This window comes from Paenibacillus sp. UMB7766-LJ446 (genome assembly GCF_030226665.1).
In the GTDB taxonomy this organism is placed as follows: domain Bacteria; phylum Bacillota; class Bacilli; order Paenibacillales; family Paenibacillaceae; genus Paenibacillus; species Paenibacillus vandeheii.
On record NZ_JASOYM010000015.1, the window covers coordinates 115197 to 132803 of the forward strand.

The following is a 17607-nucleotide window of genomic DNA, read 5'->3' on the forward strand; positions in this document are numbered from 1 at the left end:
ACCCCCTCCCTATTTCTTATTGAGCTTCTTCATTTCTTCTTCGGCCAACATCGATGCGGCCAAACAAAAATGATACTGCCTGTTCCGATTAACTTCATACGGCAAGACTTCGGAAGGTAATTTCTTCTGGTTGATCCAAAAGGATGCTTCGCCGTCTCGCCGGATGAGTTTTTTGCTTCTTTAAGCAACTCGTCCTTTGTTTCTTGGAAGTTACGAACCGCTTTGGCCAACACAGCATAGTGATCAGGGTTGTTTAACATACGTGGCGGTAACTCGTTTTTGTTCACGCAATTGTACGCCTTTAGAAGTTCAATGTTTTTCCAATCGAAATCATGCTCTGTGGCTTTTACGATCATGGCATCAATGTCATTGAACGACCCTTTTTCTGTGCCGTCATCGTTATATGCTGCTTCATAAGCTCGGCGCAGGTCCATAGTGGTCAGACGACGCACAGACCATTTTTCCCCGTCCACTTCAACAACAATTTGTTCAGGTTCAGTTGCGGCCGTACCGGCAGCAAGGTATTTCTGTAATTTATCGCTCATCATAATTCCTCCCCAAAAGTAAAAGCCACTCTCTTAAGAGTGGCTTAATTTTTATTCATCCTCGTTTACTTCATTTATTATTTTTATTACTTTATTTCTGCTTAGATCTAGAAACTCCACTCCTTTAGATAAAAGCGCCTCAGAGTGCTCCTTGAAAATATTCTCTCCTTCTGATTGGCTCAGTTTTTGGGTTTGAAGATACGGTACATAGTAATATTCTTCATTATATCTATGAAGAAAATCTTCATACCTTATTTTTACATAAACCTGAATCTCAATATCTATAAATTTCTCTTCGGCATCTGGCCCGTTTAGAATTTCTTGCGTTAGATCAAACAACTTATTATTGTTTAAATAACCTTGTACTGTTGCTAGTTCACCTTTAACCTTACTCGTTACTAAACTAGCCGTAAAATAACCTCGCAACGGAACTCTAATATTTTTATTGATATAGCCGTCTTTATTATCTAGATAATCAATATTCAAAAAGGTTACTACATCAGAATCAAAACCGTAGATTGGTCCTCCCTCATTAGCGATTTTAACTTTGTGTTCTGTGTATTCCTTCCTATCATCATCATAGACTTGAGTAGATTTGATTTCAAAAACCGGCATATTTTCTGCTTCAGCGATAGCTGTTTGGTTAGAGGCTATTGTATTCGCTTGACAGGAAACAAATAGAGCCATAGTCGAAAGTGATAGAGTTACTAAAACCTCAAAGAATATTTTATTCCTTTCTAGTCCCTTCCTGAAAGATTCAAACTTATTTAAAGGCCTTTTATTTTTGTTTGGTTTGTTTTTATACTTTTTACTTAACATGTTTACTCCGTCCACTCTATTTTGTATCCACCTCAACTATTATACAAAAAAGATTGGATAAATTCCCTTTTAATTTAGGCCATGTAATCAAGGAATTGCTCTACAAATTCGAAATCCGTAGCTGTTCCCTCCAACGTGATATCAATACCAGTATTGCTGTCGATCTGAGCAACCAAGATGTCCATGTTGCCGTGGATATGAATCCCTGTCAAAAGGACCCGTTCCGTATTTCCCGTTTGCATATCTTCCAAGGAACCAGTGATGCGATCGAGGAACATGGTCTTACCTGCTTTAAAGTCCTCCAACAGACGATAACGCATCCTGGATTCCAATTTGGACATGACCAGTTTAACCGGGATTTCATAACCCACAATTTGTTTAGTCTTCGCCATTCGGCGGGCCCGGACAATATCCAACGTTTCGGGATTCAGTGTGACTTCCATTTCCTTGATAGTCTGAACTGAATCCCCGTTATCATCTTCACAAGAAAGATTCCGGCCAATAAGTTCGCGTTCCATTTACTATGCCACCTCCCATGTAATGTAGAATGCTTCAATGGCATCAAGCGGTTTGGCGAACAGTTTGAAATAGGCATAATCGAAGTCACTTACGTTGTTCGGATCTTCTACAAATGTGTAACCTTCATCAATTGCCTTCTGGCTCCTCCGGATCGCCAGATATTCCAACACAGCCGCAATAAACATGCCCCGGCCATCCTTATCGTTGTCCAGTTTAACTTTCCACTTTTTGGCGGTGGAATAGATATCGTTCAGCACCTGATCAATCGTCATGGATACCCGAATCTTCCCAAAGTCCTCACGCTCGCCTGCGCCCATCGTGGTCAGTGTATTCACTGCAGACTCAATGATGTAGTCATAACCGTCACGAGTTGCCATCAGAGTGCCTTCAGCCAAACCTTTAATGACTTCGCTATAGCTCCAATCAATGGCAGCCTGTGTCATCGGTACCTTAACCCCTGTGAAAGACTTATTCGCAGGCGTGCCCGCCATCAACCCTGCAAGCCATGCAGCCCATTGAACTGAATTGTACGTTTTGCCATTAATATGTGTACCAGCGATAGAGTTGCTGACGATGAAACGGGCGTTCATGTTGCGGCTACGGGCATTATGCTTCTCAATGTCTGTGTCATCCAATGCGATGCCAGCAACGACTAACTGCGCAAGTCTGCGGGCCTTAATGCGACGATCCAGCAACCATTGTTTTGCAGCCGCTTGGACGGCTGCGTCAGTGGAAGGTAAATAGAATAGAACACATCGAAGGTCAGACCATCGACCCGGTTGAAAATACGGCTCCAGTCAGACGCTGTGATTGTCACGGAACCGGATACCGCTCCCGTGAGCGCCGTGTATGCCACGTCTGCCCAAGCAACAGCACCTGTTGATTTGAAGCGGACCATATTGGACTTCTTCAGGGCTTCTTCTGCAGCAGCCTTATCGGCAACTGTGAAAGTTTCTGTGTCGTAAATCCCTTTGGTGTCTTTGATGATGATCTCTTTCTTGGAGGCATCAACCAAGCTGGCTCGGATCATGTATTCAAAATCATTGCCGCGCAGTCCTGCCTCCTCTCTCCAATGACAGAAGCGATCCCCTTCTCTTCAAGAAGCTTCTCATACTCATATATAGTTGTTCGAGAAAAGCCAGATAAATTACCATCTTGTTTGGCTTTTATATACGATAATATTCGATAGCCCTTGTTTTCTCCAAAGTTATCTTGAAGAATCCTAAGCAACTCACTTTCAGTGCTAGTTACCCTGTCAATGAACCTCACCTTGTCAAAGTAGCGCCGCAGCAAATCCTCTGTCACATTTGAGTTAAAGACATCATTTATACAGACTGTATTCAGCTTCAGTCTTCGTAATAGTTCTGCTGAATTACAAGCTACCTCAAACCGAATAACCCCCTTACTCATCTCGGTTTCCTCTTCCGACTTCCTTCGATTGATACAGTTTGCCTCCCTATTATAGAACATCATCTTTCTTGAAGAATTTTTAAACACCACAGTATCTCCATTTCCAAGAATATCTCGTTGATGTCCAGGAACTGAGTGCTTTGCAATTGCAGATAAGTAGTCTCGCACTTCGTCTCCAACTTGGAAGTCATATTTAATATCCATTCTTTTTATCTGGGCATCTCGGAGAGGTACCATTAGTGAGACGTTAGTTGTTTCAAGTAGAAAGCCCTCTAACCTTTCTAAGAAATGACCACTCTGTTCATCTCCTATAGGAATCATGCTGTTACCGTGTAGGAAGCCGCCGCATGAATCAATCTCGATCTTAATCTTCTGGCTCTCTACAGTATGTTTAATGAAAACATTATCATAGCGGCCATCATACGTTCTATATGTGCTTCCAGTATACGTACTAAAGGTGTTGAAGCCTCTCCTATTCCTAAGAGTCATCTCCTTTAAGCTTTGCTCTGGTATAACTCCCTGAGTCTCAATATGGAGGGTATCTATGTGAATCATACTCTCATCTCTCCTTTGTTTACACTGTGCTTGTTCGGATTCTGAACACTTTCTAGGTTATTATCAGTGATGTTAAACAAACGTAGAAGCTACTCATCGTCATACTCCAATTTTCCTGATAGCTTCAAAACGTTAAACAAAGGTATGTCCTCTCTTATGCTAAACATCCTAGTGTTCACCCCTCCAGTAAAATAACTTTTTTCTCATATTACATTAAGGTAAGCAAAAAGTAAACGTTTATAAAAACTTTACTTACGAGGTGTAATGGTCTATACTCTTATTAGAACAGGAAGGAGAGTCGTACGATGATTTATGATAATACGGGAAGGTGGATTGAAGGAGAGGAACTACAGAACTTTACACTCCTTACATTCAGCGAAAGGTTACGTTGGGTACGCGAAGAACTGAATAAGATATATGTAGGACAATACTCCGTAAAACGAGTCTCAAATGATAGCAACACCATTAGCCATACAGGCTTATATAAGCTAGAGAGTTCGGACACACTGCCTAGACAATCAACCCTTGAGGCTCTTGCTGCTTATTATCAAGTTCCTGTCGAAATCTTCACCGCTCACGCTCCAAAACGTTTCTTTCTGGGTAGACATTACGAAGACAGGGATATCCGATCTGCACAATATGAAATTGAAATAAAATACACTATACGAAGTCCGATAGCTAATGAACCTTCAGTTGAAAGAACACTAAACCTAAAAGCAAGGCATCTGGATGCCGAAGAGTTACTACTTAGGCTGGAAAACGAGATTGAGTTGACTAAAAAAAGAATTGAGAGACAAAGTAAGCTCGATAAAGCATACGACCTTCTAAAAGGTGTTGATTCTACCTATGATTGATCTTACTTCTGGGATTAACCTATCCTCAAAAGAAATCGAGTTGGAAGTTTCGCAGGTCACGCCCCAGTTCATTGCGTACAAAGACAATAAAGTGGAATACGCCACTCGATTTCCGAATATGATGTCAACTCTATGGTCATACATTATTCTTCAACAACGTGTTCCTTCTCAAAAAGATTTTGCAGATTACTATATACAGGTACACAGTTTTGAACTCAATGGGTTTTGCCAAAAATCCGTGTTGGCTAGAATCCTTAGGGGTTACCCTTCACTAGTGAGAGAGATTCATTTCTATTGTCTAGCCAATGAATCGAGACTTTTCAATCACGTTGGTTACTCACTAAGTCAAGATGTCAGGCATGGAGTCGATTTAGACGTTGGCTTAGGAGGAATAGATTATAATGTTTCCTGCTTTGTATGCACAAAACGTTCTCGAGCCTTCCGTCATGTAAAGAAAACCAAACGTCATGCTAAAGTTAAGAATTCTATTGAGTTACCTCTTAATCTATCAAGTGGAACACAGATAAATGGATGGGTTTTCTTCGACAAACCACATGTTGACTCCTTATTTTGGAAAATTATTGACTATGCTTGGCTCCATTACGATCAGCATCCTTTAGATTTAATAGTTTAACTTCCCCTTCCGTCCCCTAAGGGGAAACACAAAGGGTTCTACCCTTTGCAATCCCAGCACTCGGCGTGAGCCGCCCCTTGGCATTTAGCCAAGGGCTTAATACAGCGTTGGCTTAGTAAGTGCCAATCAAGGCTAAAATGAATTCGCTATCGCTCAGCCTTGACTGCCTTACTATCAACTTAACGATCTCATATACCTGAATCCAATAGGATTCAGGCTTTTTGCTTTTTACAGTGAATATCGAGTGGTGAGAAGCGCTCAAAAAAGAAAGGTGGATAGACTGTATTTACTTAATAGTAACTAACACAGAGGAAAGGAAATGATGGAAAATGAATGTAGTAACTTATCTTCGTGTATCATCTGAACAACAAGCAGAACGTGAATTATCCATCCCTGCTCAACGAGAAGCACTGCAGCGATACGCGGACGAGCGTGGATGGTCTATCGTGGATGAATATATAGATGAAGCTAGGTCTGCAAAGACAGATGCAAGACCAGACTTTCAACGAATGATTGCAGATGCTCAGAAAACAGATAAACACTTTGATGCAATTGTCGTCCACAAGTTTGATCGGTTCAGTCGCAATCGTGGAGATCATGCTGTATACAAAGCGTTACTAAAAAAGCTCGGTGTTACCGTTGTATCTGCAACCGAGCCTATTAATACGGATACGCCACATGGCTTTCTGTTAGAGTCAATGCTGGAAGTTATCAGTGAGTTCTACAACGTTAATCTGCGTCACGAGACGTTGAAGGGCATGAGGGAAAATGCCTCTCAAGGATTTCATTGTGGTGGCAGAGTGCCATTCGGTTATCGACGTGTTCAGACAGGCAAAAAGATCACGTATGAGCTTGGAAGTAATGAAGAGGTCAAATTAGTCCAGCAGATGTTTCAAATGGCGGTAGAAGGTCATGGAGGCAAGCGAATTGCTCGTGAACTGAATCAGCAAAAAGTCATCGAGGGGAAGAGGTGGGCTCCATCCACAGTGCTTGCTATCCTCAACAATTCAGTCTATCTCGGTAAGCGTGTCTGGAATAAGAAGTCGGATGCAGATGGGAAACAGAATGATGCATCTGAGTGGATTGTCGCAGAGAAAGCTCATCCTGCTATTGTTGACCAACGGATTTGGGATGCCGCTCAGGCATCGTTGATGGCAAGGAAAATCAATAAAACACAATAATGTTAAGTTTCATTGCAGGTACGCCAAAACGGTGTACGTGCTTTTTTTATGCCCAAAAACAAGAAAAGGGAGAGTATTTCATTGAAAGTAGCTATTTATGTCCGCGTGTCTTCAGATCGCCAAGCAGTGAAAGAGTTGTCTATTCCAGCACAGGTTAAAGCCATTCAGCAATATTGTCTGGAGAAAGGTTGGATCATCGTTAATGAGTTCATTGAGAAAGGAAAATCTGCAAAGACAGATGACCGTCCAGAGTTTCAGAAGATGATAGCATTAGCTAAACGCTCAAATAGACCGTTCGATGCGGTTGTTGTTCATAAGTTTGATCGGTTTTCTCGTAAGCGGGACGACCATGTTATCTACAAAGCATTACTGAATCAAAGTGGTGTGAAGGTCATATCAGTCACGGAACAGACAGAAGCAGAGACGCCGCAAGACATGCTACTGGAAGGAATGCTAGAGGTCATTTCAGAGTTCTTTAACGCAAACTTGGCTACCGAGGTACGTAAGGGTATGACGCAGAACGCTAAGCAAGGGTATAACAATGGTGGTACGTCTCCATATGGATATCGTACAGAACATATTGCTCTAGGGAATAATAAAACCAAGGCAGTGTGGATACATGGCCCACGTGAAGAGATAGATATCGTAAAATGGATCTTTAACCAGTATGCTCATGAAGGAATGGGTTACACAAAGATCGCCTCTGAACTAAACCGCCGACAAATCCCCTCCCAGAAAGGCGGAACATGGGCATCAAGCACAATTAGAGCTATCATTTTTAACGAGGCTTATATTGGTCGGCGTTGCTGGAATAAGCAGGATTATCAAACCAAAGGTAAAAAGTGGCGTGACCGTTCAGAGTGGATAATTACTGAAAATGCTCACCCTTCAATCATTTCGGAAGATATATTTAACAAATGCCAAGAGAACGCAAAGAAAAGAAATACTGGCGGTGGAGAAACACATAAGCCTTTTGATAGCAAACTAGCCTCCCCTTTCTGGTTACGAGGAGTTATGGTATGCGAAAAGTGCGGTTCACGAATGGTAGGTAACTCCACATCAAGTAAAATGAAAGGTGGAAAAAAACAATACTATGTATGCGGCGGCTACCTTAGAAAAGGTAAGGACTTCTGTCCATATGCTGGATGGAACAAGGAACGGATAGAAGAGATAGTCTCTAATCGTTTACGCATCCATATAATGAGTCTGCTCATGGGGAATAATCTAGTAGAAGAAATGCGACAATTTTACACCGAGAGTAATCAGCAACATACTACTCAGAAAACAATTATGGAAAACGAACTCGAATTTCTGAAAAAACGAATAGAGTTAATCGAAGATGACATCTCAACAGGAAAGGCAAAGCCTTACCATCAGGAAATGCTTGCGGAGATGCAAAACGAGTTAAGGGAGAAGTCAGATTCTTACCTTCGGCTAACATCTAACTGGTCCGATTTCCATGTGCCTGAGGAGTACGTTGCAGGTATCCGATATGATATTCAATCTTTCATTAGTCTACTAGATCAAGAAGTGCCCAATCCACAGTTATTACATGCTTTAGCTAGCAAGTATATCTCGAAGCTTTACATCAACAGAGATACTAAAAAGATCTATTTGAGTCTCCAACTGACTATGAATGACAAGCTTATGTATGAAAAAACAATGGTGTGCGAATGGAAGTAAGTTCTGATTCATTGTGCCACCACACCTTGATTCAAACAAAATAATTCTGATGCCCTATAGTTACTGGTAAAAATCCAGTAATTGTAGGGTTTTTCAAACCACCATGTATAAGAACAAAGAAAAAAAGCACCCATAAAGGTGCTTCTTCTGGTACTACTAATGGAGGCGAGGGGAGTCGAACCCCTGTCCGAAGATAACGACACATAAGCTTCTACGGGTGTAGTCACAGTTTTGATGTCACCCGAGTATCGCCCCGTAACCGGCTATACGTTGGGTCAGCCTGATTGTCTTCTTCAGCACACCCCAGGCGGAGATGTGACAGCGTATCCCACTACTTGTTAGCCCCTAATCCTGTCACATGGGCGATGCAGGTTAGAAGCACGCACACAGTTTCTTAGGCTGCGAAAGCGTAGTTTGTTTGTTGTTTGCCGTTTAATAGGCTTTAGCGTTGATGAAGTGGACGCGTCCCCACTACCCGCTACCCATGCTCGAACTATCCCCGTCGAATCCATAAACGCCCCCTCATATAAGAAGGGCTCCAGGATTAATCCGTGAATACGGAGCAAAGGTGCTGCACATCTTTTTCCTCCAAGGTAAAAAGATGCTTCTTTCAAACTCGGCATTCCTGTCTGCTACAAGAACATCATAACACAGGACCAATCACCGATATAGTACAGATTACTGGAAGACGTTCCAGCTGGCTGAGCAACTGTGCAAGTTTATCCAACACACATATGAGGCTCAATCGTCTACATATTATACCGCGTCCCTCAAGCGAAGTAAAGTTGAGTACCGAAGTGCAGACAATTCATGAGCATGAACAGCTTTCTTAACTATCTTACCCACGATCGGAACAAAGTACGCAGTCATCAGCAAACTTACTCCTACGATTCTTTCCAACAATCCTCACAAGTTTACCCGGTACCACTGCTAACATTTTTATTAGACAGGGCGCGGCAACAACTGATGTATCTCATATCAGAACTGGCACAATAATCTGACCGACTTGACCGCCACATTGCAGGTCAGATTATTGTGCCAAATCTTTACACCGTTCCCCCGTAGCAAGGACTCTTTTTATCAAATCAAAAAATCCCAAGCTCCACCCCATTACGGGCAAAACCTGAGATCCTTATTTCTATCATAACGCACTTATCACTAAATAACTTACCGTGCGCCATTCAAAACATAGCAATCGCAAATCCAAATCAACGAGCAACCTTCTGCTTCTCGCGCAGAACCCGTTGAATATCACGTTGTGCATCGCGTTTTGCAGCTGACTCCCGTTTATCGTACTGCTTCTTACCTTTACCCAGCCCGAGCAGCAGCTTTGCATACCCGTTACGAATATAGATCTTCAGCGGTACAATGCTGTATCCGTCTTGCTTCGACAGCCCAAGCAGCTTGTGAATCTGCACTTTATGCATTAACAATTTGCGCGTACGGGTTGGATCAATTGGATTATGACGGTTTCCTTGTTCAAAAGGACTAATATGCATATTGTGAATATGAATCTCACCGTTCCGAATCGTGGCAAATGCATCGCCAATATTCGCACGGCCATTACGAAGAGATTTAATCTCCGTTCCGGTAAGCACCATGCCCGCTTCATACGTATCTTCAATGAAGTAGTCATGGGAAGCCTTTTTATTCTGTGCAAGCACTTTACTCTGTCCATCATTCTTGCCCATGTCCTCACTCCTTCTCCGTAAAATAAGCCGGTACCATGCTCTACAGCAGTGCACCACACATTTCCTAGGTACCTCATGCCAGACCTTAATTGTAGCAAGTACCGCTGTTAAAATCAAGAAAGAGGCGGTCTGCGCCGCCCCTTCTCATTACACTCATTTTATGCTCAGCGAAACGCGATTACTTTTTCTTCTTCCGTACAAAAGCCGCCGTTCCGTTGGCAGGTGCACCTTTAGTCTTCTTGCGCTTACGCCGTGGTGCCCCACCTTCCTGAACACCGCCCGGTGTAGCTCCTTCGCCGATAAACACTCCGCTAGGTGAGGTGTTTTTGCGTGCACTACCGCTTTTGCCACCTTTACCTCCGCCTTTACCGGATTTGAAGCTTCCCTCACTGCGACTGCTGCCGCTGTTCAGACCATTCTCTTGTCCACCAGCTGAAGTGCCTTCCTGGCCACCTGCTGTAGTACTATAGCCGCCTTTGCCTGAGCCAAAACCAAAGCTTACCGCTCCCTTGCTCCGACCCGCTGATCCGCCGGCGTCTCCAGTACGACGCTCACCTCTCGGTTTACCGCCACCCTTTCCACCTGCGCTTCCTGCTGTGTTCGAAGCTCCGCTACGGCCACCACGACCACCTTTGCTGCTCTCATCGGCTGATCTGCCACCACGGCTGCCTGCAGCACCAGTTGGGGCACCTTTACCACCACGCGAGCCACTGAATCCACCGGAACCACTCTTCACTCCTCCGCGTCCTCCGCCGCCAGCAGGACGTCCACCTTTACCGCCGCGTCCACCACTGAAGCCACCTGGACGTTCGCCACGAGGTTTCATGTCAACCATTTCAAAGTCAATCGTGTACTCTTCCATGCTCACACGGGCCACACGAATCTTCACCTCATCACCGATGCGGAAGACTTTAGATGTACGTTCGCCAATCAGAGCCATATGCTGATCATCAAAATGGTAATAGTCGTCCGTGAGCGCACTCAAGCGAATCAGACCTTCTACCGTATTCTCCAGTTCAATGAACATACCGAAGCTGGTTACACTGCTGATCATGCCTTCGAACTCTTCGCCAACTTTATCAAGCATGTACTCCGCTTTCTTCATTTTCTCCGTATCCCGTTCAGCTTCAACCGCCACACGCTCACGTTCCGAGGACTGCTGCGCAATATCGGCCATACGTCCAGCCAAATACTCCTGACGGTTCTCAGGCAATGCTCCATTGTTCTCAATCACTTCCCGAATAACACGGTGAATGACGAGATCGGGATAACGACGGATCGGTGAGGTGAAGTGACTGTAGAACTCTGCTGCCAGACCAAAGTGACCCGACATCTCGGAGTCATACTTCGCCTGCTTCATGGAACGCAGCATCATTGTACTGATAACCGTCTGTTCCTTCGTTCCGTTAATATCCTCAAGCAGGGATTGAAGCGCCCGTGGATGAATCGCGTTGCCCCGTCCTTTGACGTGGTGTCCGAAATTCGCCGCAAAGGCGAGAAAATTTTGCAGTTTTTCCTGATCAGGATCTTCATGCACACGATAGATGAACGGAACCTTCAACCAGTGGAAATGCTCTGCTACCGTTTCATTGGCTGCCAGCATGAATTCCTCAATAATTTGCTCCGCAATCGAACGCTCCCGTTTCACGATATCAACCGGTTTGCATTCTTCATCCACAATGATTTTGGATTCTTCAAAATCAAAGTCAACCGCACCGCGTCGCATACGCATCGCACGAAGCTTCAAAGCAATCTCTTTCATCAAGTGGAAATCGTCCACTAGATCCTTGTAACGCTCCAACAATTCAGGCTCTTCACCTTCAAGAATTTTGCGAACGTTGGAATACGTCATCCGCTCTTTGGTCTTGATAACACTTGTAAAAATGTCATGTTTCACAACCTTCATCTGGTCGTTGAACTCCATTTCACAAGATAACGTCAAGCGATCTACCTGCGGATTCAAACTACAGATCCCGTTGGACAGACGTTGTGGCAGCATCGGAATAACACGGTCCACCAGATACACACTGCATCCGCGGTTGTACGCTTCCTGATCCAACTTGGAGTTTTCCCGCACGTAATAGCCTACATCGGCGATATGAACGCCCAGACGGTAGTTACCGTTCGGCAACTTCTCCACGTTGACAGCGTCATCGAGATCCTTGGCGTCTTCGCCATCAATCGTAACGATATTCAGCCCACGCAGATCGCGGCGACCCTGCTGGACAATTTCTTCTTCCGTAATGGCGTCCGGTGCTTTTTCCGCTTCTTCCACGACTTCATCCGGAAAGGCTTCTGGCAGCTGGTGCTTACGGATTACGGACAAAATATCAATACCCGGTTCATCCTTATGACCGAGAATCTCGATCACTTCACCTTCTGCTGCTGCCCGGCCCTCTGGATAGCTGACGATTTTTGCAACAACTTTTTGTCCATCAACAGCCCCGTGGAAGTTCGGACGCGGGATGAAAATATCCCGGTTAATCCGCTTATCATCCGGTATAACGAAACCGTACACCTCGTGGCTTTGGAATACACCAACAACCTGCGTAACCGCACGGGTAACAATACGGACAATCTCACCCTCCAAACGTCCACCGGAAGGTCCTTGAGAAGTCACTTTAACCAACACCGTATCACCGTTCATGGCGCTTTTCATATCATTGGCGTGGATGTACACATCCGGGTGCTCCCGATCCTCAGGGATGAGGAAAGCAAACCCTTTCGCATGAGCCTGCAAACGTCCACGCACCAAATCCATGCGTTCTGGCATGCCATAGCGGTTATTGCGGGTCAGCATGACTTTGCCGGATTCCTCCAGCGTATTGAGCATAATCAAAAAGGCTTTGAAATCAGCCGCGTCTTCAATCTCGAAGTGCTGTTCCAGTTCCTGATAAGTCATCGGTTTATAAGCGGTTTCCCGCATGAAGTCGAGCAATTGTTGTTCTGTTATCATTAATATTCACCTCGGGAAACATAAAAGTGTAATCTTGTCTCGTCTCTCTATGTATCAGAAACCTTACCAATAGAAAAGCCGTCTAACTCAGGCCTCACTATCTCATACCCTAGTATACACGAATTCAATCCGGCGCATCCGTACCCTGCAAAATAAACTAAATATGCATGGCCCTTTGAATAAGCGCGCTTTCATGCATCATAACAGCATTTATGCTACATGTGTTTTTTGCTCTCGAACAGACAGAAAAGAAACGGCCCAGAACAGGGCGAATATGTAGGAAGGTAACCGAACGGAAGTGAGAAGAAATCGAAGATCAGAATCGTGTGGTTCATTGGAAAAGACTGGTCATGGATGAATTTATTAAAAAACCTCCGTTTCTTCTCGAAACGAAGGTTAATCATTTAAGCGATTACGCTCAAGCTATTGAATTGTTCAGGCATATATCCGATTCTTACTTGGACACAACCGTAACAATAATAGACAAAATGAAGAATCCTGCACCCAGTACAACCGTTGCACGTTGCAAGAAAAGATCCAGTCCGCGCGCTTTCGTTTTACCGAAAAGATGTTCCGCACCACCGGAGATGGCACCCGCCAAACCAGCGCTTTTTCCGTGCTGCAGCAATACTACAGTGATTAGACCGATCGAAAATACGACGAGCAGCAATTTCAAAGCAATATCCATTCATTCCACCTCCTACCCATGTGGGCATAACATCTCACCATAAAAACAGTTACTTTAATTGTAACACAGCAATTAGCGTGATACAAGTAGTGGCGATCTCTCAATTCACTGATACTCAAAAATTCATTGAACAGTACCCATATTTATCGGTATTGAAATGTCTAACAAAAACTAATAAAAAAGACAAGCCGGTTACCCGGCTTGCCCAAGAGTTGTCAGAAGACAACTTATTTTTTGAGGTTGTAGAAACCTTTAAGACCATTGTATTGGGCCAATTCACCCAGTTGATCCTCGATGCGGAGCAATTGGTTGTACTTCGCGATACGGTCTGTACGGGAAGGAGCACCCGTTTTAATTTGACCCGCGTTTGTTGCAACAGCGATGTCAGCGATTGTGCTGTCTTCGGACTCACCGGAACGGTGAGAGATTACAGCAGTGTATCCTGCACGTTTAGCCATTTCGATTGCATCGAATGTTTCAGTCAATGTACCGATTTGGTTAACTTTGATCAGGATGGAGTTACCGATACCTTCTTCGATACCTCTACCCAGACGCTCTGTGTTCGTTACGAACAAGTCATCACCAACGAGTTGTACTTTGTCTCCCAATTTTTCTGTGAGCAATTTCCAACCATCCCAGTCATCTTCAGACATACCGTCTTCAATGGTGATGATAGGGTATTTCTCAACCCATGAAGCCAGAAGGTCAACATACTCAGCGGAAGTGTAAGATTTACCTTCGCCAGCAAGTGTGTATTTACCATCTTTGTAGAACTCAGTGGAAGCTACGTCCATACCCAGGAATACGTCAACGCCTGGTTTGTAACCTGCTTTTTCAATCGCTTCGATGATTGTAGTGATTGCTTCTTCGTTCGAACCAAGGTTCGGTGCGAAGCCGCCTTCGTCACCTACAGCTGTGTTCAGGCCTTTGGAGCTCAGTACGGATTTCAGGTTGTGGAAGATTTCTGCACCTACGCGAAGAGCTTCTTTGAAGCTTGGTGCTCCAACAGGAAGAACCATGAACTCTTGAACGTCGATGTTGTTGTCAGCATGCTCACCACCGTTGATGATGTTCATCATTGGTACTGGAAGTACTTTAGCGTTGAATCCGCCCAGGTAAACGTACAATGGCAGGTCCAGAGCGTCAGCAGCTGCACGAGCTACAGCCATGGATACAGCCAGGATTGCGTTAGCACCCAGTTTACCTTTGTTTGGCGTACCATCCAAAGTGATCATCAATTTGTCGATACCCAGTTGATCCAATGCATCCATACCGATTACTTCTGGAGCGATTGTTTCGTTTACGTTTTTAACAGCTTGCAGAACACCTTTACCCAGATAACGGGATTTGTCGCCATCGCGAAGCTCAACGGCTTCGTGGGCACCAGTGGATGCACCGGATGGTACGATAGCGCGTCCGATTGCGCCGGACTCCAGGTATACTTCAACTTCAACTGTAGGGTTACCGCGGGAGTCGAGGACTTCGCGAGCGTACACGTCAGAAATAATAGTCATGAGTGATAATCTCCTTTTAATTTGGAATTTTAATTTTGGACCAACTTGTGTTTGCCCCAAATTCACTACGTCAGCAGAATCGTCTTTCGATCGCTGTTATCCCCTGATTTCTTTGAACTTATTTTTATAAGTTGAAATCATGTGATAAAGGCGACCGCTTCGCTTCTACAGACTATTTCTGCTGCCTTCGTTCATAGGCAAACGCCAAACGGCCCAATTTATATGGTGTTGCGTAATCTATTTACGGGTAGCGATGACCGATGTACCTGTCATTTCTTCCGGTTTAGGCAATTGCATCAGGTCAAGAATCGTTGGAGCGATATCCGCGAGGATTCCGCCTTCACGCAAGGTAACATTCGCATCTGTAACGATGAATGGAACAGGGTTCGTTGTGTGAGCCGTGAACGGACGTCCTTGCTCATCGAACACCATATCCGCGTTACCATGATCCGCAGTAATCAGCACAACGCCGCCTTTAGCGAGAACTGCATCCACAACACGGCCCATGCATTCGTCTGTTACTTCTACTGCCTTAATCGTAGGCTCCAGCATGCCGGAGTGTCCAACCATATCAGGGTTAGCGAAGTTCAGAATAATAGCATCATGTTTGTCTGCTTCAATCTCGCGAACACATGCGTCAGCTACTTCATACGCGCTCATCTCCGGTTGCAAGTCGTACGTTGCAACTTTTGGTGAGTTGATCAGCACGCGTGTTTCGCCTGGAAGCTCAACATCACGGCCGCCGCTGAAGAAGAAGGTTACGTGCGGGTATTTCTCAGTTTCTGCAATACGCAATTGTTTCTTGTTGTTCTGTACCAGAACTTCACCCAGCGTGTTGTCGAGGTTTTTAGGCGAGTAAGCCACATAACCCTCAACGGTCTCGCTGAACAGCGTCAAGCACACGAAATGCAAGCCCACAGGGAACTTCGGACCACGGTCGAAACCACGGAAATCCTGGTTCGTGAATACTTGCGACAGTTGGATCGCACGGTCAGGACGGAAGTTGAGGAAAATGACGGAATCGCCGCTCTCCACCAAACCTACCGGCAGGCCATCCGCTTTGACGATAACCGTTGGTTCAACAAATTCGTCAAATACAGATTTTTCATACGATTCTTCAACTGCTCTGAGTGGGTCAGTGTATTTTGGTCCATCACCATAAACGATGGCACGATATGATTTCTCAACACGTTCCCAACGTTTGTCACGGTCCATCGCATAGTAGCGACCTTGAACCGTTGCAATTTGTCCTACACCGACTTCTGCAATTTTGGCAATCAGCTTCTGCATGAATTCTCTACCGCTATCTGGCATAACATCACGGCCATCCATGAAGGCATGAATGTATACGTCATTCATTTCTTCTTTTTTGGCGAGATCCAGCATAGCGAACAAGTGGTCGATGTGACTATGTACACCGCCATCAGACAACAATCCATACAAGTGAAGCTTTTTACCGCTTTGTTTCGCTTCGCGAACAGCTTTAACGAGTGTCTCATTATCGTAAAACTCACCGTCACGAATCGATTTGGAAATACGAGTCAAATCCTGGTATACGATCCGGCCAGCACCAATGTTCAGGTGACCTACCTCGGAGTTCCCCATTTGCCCTTCTGGCAAACCTACAGCTTCACCGCAAGCAGTGAGCGTTGTATGAGGGAATTGGCTCATAAAACGGTCATAGTTCGGTTTCTTGGCTTGCGCTACCGCGTTGCCTTCCACCGTGTTCCGAAGACCAAAGCCGTCCATAATGATCAGTGCTACAGGTTTTGGAGCTGTCATTACTTCGCCCCCTCAACAAGCGCGATGAACGAAGCCGGCTGCAAGCTGGCACCGCCAACAAGCGCGCCGTCGATGTCGCTTTGTCCGAGGTATTCTGTTACGTTCTCAGGTTTAACACTGCCGCCGTATTGAATACGAACTGCATCTGCTACCTTTTGGTCGTACAGATCCTTCACCAACGTACGAATGTAAGCAATAACTTCATTCGCATCTTGGGATGTGGAGGATTTGCCTGTACCGATCGCCCAGATTGGCTCATAAGCGATAACCACTTGTGCTGCCTGCTCAGCAGTCAGACCTGCCAAAGCCGCTTCTGTTTGCACTTTGCATACGTCTTTCGTCTGATTGGCTTCGCGCTCTTCAAGCGTTTCACCAAGGCAGAAGATTGGAGTCAATCCGTGACGGAATGCTGCATGCAGCTTTTTATTGACAGTCTCATCGGTTTCCGCAAAATATTGACGGCGCTCCGAGTGACCAATAATGACATAATCCACACCCAGGTCTTTCAGCATAACGCCGCTGATTTCACCTGTGAATGCACCATTGTCTTCAAAATGAAGATTTTGTGCACCAATTTTGATGTTTGTGCCTTTAACGGCTTCTACCAGGGACGGCAGATTCGTAAACGGTGCGCAAATAACCGTCTCTACGCCTTCAACTTCCGCTTTTCCTTTAACTTCCTGAATGAAGTCATTGGATTCGGAAACCGTTTTGAACATTTTCCAGTTACCTGCGATAATCGGTGTTCTCATGGTTTTCAACTCCTTCATGCTATA

The 17607-nt window shown here is 44.8% G+C and carries 16 protein-coding genes and 1 other RNA gene; 4 read left to right on the plus strand and 13 right to left on the minus strand.

Going from position 1 to position 17607, the window contains the following annotated elements:
• Nucleotides 1-29: 29 nt before the first annotated feature.
• The 6 genes from QP794_RS28180 to QP794_RS28205 all read right to left on the minus strand — a co-directional run bounded on the left by QP794_RS28180 (nt 30) and on the right by QP794_RS28205 (nt 3848).
• Nucleotides 30-548: a hypothetical protein gene (locus tag QP794_RS28180; RefSeq protein ID WP_285080041.1), complete on the minus strand. Its 519-nt coding sequence runs from the start codon at nt 546-548 to the stop codon at nt 30-32.
• Nucleotides 549-596: 48 nt separating this feature from the next.
• Nucleotides 597-1364: a hypothetical protein gene (locus QP794_RS28185; RefSeq protein ID WP_285080042.1), complete on the minus strand. Its 768-nt coding sequence runs from the start codon at nt 1362-1364 to the stop codon at nt 597-599.
• Between the two features lie 74 nt (nt 1365-1438).
• Nucleotides 1439-1882 carry a phage tail tube protein gene (locus QP794_RS28190; protein WP_285080043.1) on the minus strand — a complete coding sequence of 148 codons (444 nt, stop codon included), beginning with the start codon at nt 1880-1882 and terminating at the stop codon, nt 1439-1441.
• Nucleotides 1883-1885: 3 nt separating this feature from the next.
• Entirely contained in the window at nt 1886-2578 is a 693-nt protein-coding gene (locus QP794_RS28195; protein ID WP_285080044.1) for a phage tail sheath C-terminal domain-containing protein, read from the minus strand.
• On the minus strand, nt 2536-2913 hold the full coding sequence (locus QP794_RS28200; RefSeq protein WP_285080045.1) for a hypothetical protein: 378 nt from the start codon (nt 2911-2913) through the stop codon (nt 2536-2538). Before QP794_RS28200 ends, QP794_RS28195 begins: the two co-directional genes overlap by 43 nt.
• Nucleotides 2910-3848 carry a hypothetical protein gene (locus QP794_RS28205; protein ID WP_285080046.1) on the minus strand — a complete coding sequence of 313 codons (939 nt, stop codon included), beginning with the start codon at nt 3846-3848 and terminating at the stop codon, nt 2910-2912. Before QP794_RS28205 ends, QP794_RS28200 begins: the two co-directional genes overlap by 4 nt.
• Before the next feature lie 305 nt (nt 3849-4153).
• Between QP794_RS28205 and QP794_RS28210 the strand changes: the two genes are divergently transcribed.
• The 4 genes from QP794_RS28210 to QP794_RS28225 all read left to right on the plus strand — a co-directional run bounded on the left by QP794_RS28210 (nt 4154) and on the right by QP794_RS28225 (nt 8200).
• On the plus strand, nt 4154-4702 hold the full coding sequence (locus tag QP794_RS28210; RefSeq protein ID WP_285080047.1) for a helix-turn-helix domain-containing protein: 549 nt from the start codon (nt 4154-4156) through the stop codon (nt 4700-4702).
• Entirely contained in the window at nt 4695-5336 is a 642-nt protein-coding gene (locus tag QP794_RS28215; RefSeq protein ID WP_285080048.1) for a hypothetical protein, read from the plus strand. Before QP794_RS28210 ends, QP794_RS28215 begins: the two co-directional genes overlap by 8 nt.
• Nucleotides 5337-5665: 329 nt before the next feature.
• Complete coding sequence (locus tag QP794_RS28220; RefSeq protein ID WP_285080049.1) at nt 5666-6517, plus strand: recombinase family protein; 852 nt, start codon at nt 5666-5668, stop codon at nt 6515-6517.
• Nucleotides 6518-6598: 81 nt separating this feature from the next.
• Nucleotides 6599-8200 carry a recombinase family protein gene (locus QP794_RS28225; protein WP_285080050.1) on the plus strand — a complete coding sequence of 534 codons (1602 nt, stop codon included), beginning with the start codon at nt 6599-6601 and terminating at the stop codon, nt 8198-8200.
• A gap of 157 nt (nt 8201-8357) precedes the next feature.
• Here the strand turns inward: QP794_RS28225 and ssrA are convergent.
• The 7 genes from ssrA to tpiA form a co-directional block, all read right to left on the minus strand.
• Nucleotides 8358-8722, minus strand: a transfer-messenger RNA (tmRNA) gene (ssrA, locus tag QP794_RS28230).
• A gap of 686 nt (nt 8723-9408) precedes the next feature.
• Nucleotides 9409-9891 carry an SsrA-binding protein SmpB gene (gene smpB / locus QP794_RS28235; RefSeq protein WP_024629496.1) on the minus strand — a complete coding sequence of 161 codons (483 nt, stop codon included), beginning with the start codon at nt 9889-9891 and terminating at the stop codon, nt 9409-9411.
• A 178-nt stretch (nt 9892-10069) separates the two neighbouring features.
• Nucleotides 10070-12847 carry a ribonuclease R gene (gene rnr / locus QP794_RS28240; RefSeq protein ID WP_285080053.1) on the minus strand — a complete coding sequence of 926 codons (2778 nt, stop codon included), beginning with the start codon at nt 12845-12847 and terminating at the stop codon, nt 10070-10072.
• Nucleotides 12848-13301: 454 nt separating this feature from the next.
• The gene (gene secG, locus QP794_RS28245) at nt 13302-13535 is read right to left on the minus strand and encodes a preprotein translocase subunit SecG (RefSeq protein ID WP_024629498.1); all 234 of its coding nucleotides are present in this window, start codon (nt 13533-13535) and stop codon (nt 13302-13304) included.
• 227 nt (nt 13536-13762) lie between these two features.
• Complete coding sequence (gene eno / locus QP794_RS28250) at nt 13763-15049, minus strand: phosphopyruvate hydratase (RefSeq protein ID WP_024629499.1); 1287 nt, start codon at nt 15047-15049, stop codon at nt 13763-13765.
• A 237-nt stretch (nt 15050-15286) separates the two neighbouring features.
• The gene (gene gpmI / locus QP794_RS28255; RefSeq protein ID WP_285080055.1) at nt 15287-16831 is read right to left on the minus strand and encodes a 2,3-bisphosphoglycerate-independent phosphoglycerate mutase; all 1545 of its coding nucleotides are present in this window, start codon (nt 16829-16831) and stop codon (nt 15287-15289) included.
• Nucleotides 16831-17583 (minus strand): triose-phosphate isomerase, encoded by a 753-nt coding sequence (gene tpiA, locus QP794_RS28260; RefSeq protein WP_285080056.1) that lies wholly within the window; start codon nt 17581-17583, stop codon nt 16831-16833. Before tpiA ends, gpmI begins: the two co-directional genes overlap by 1 nt.
• Nucleotides 17584-17607 lie beyond the last annotated feature (24 nt).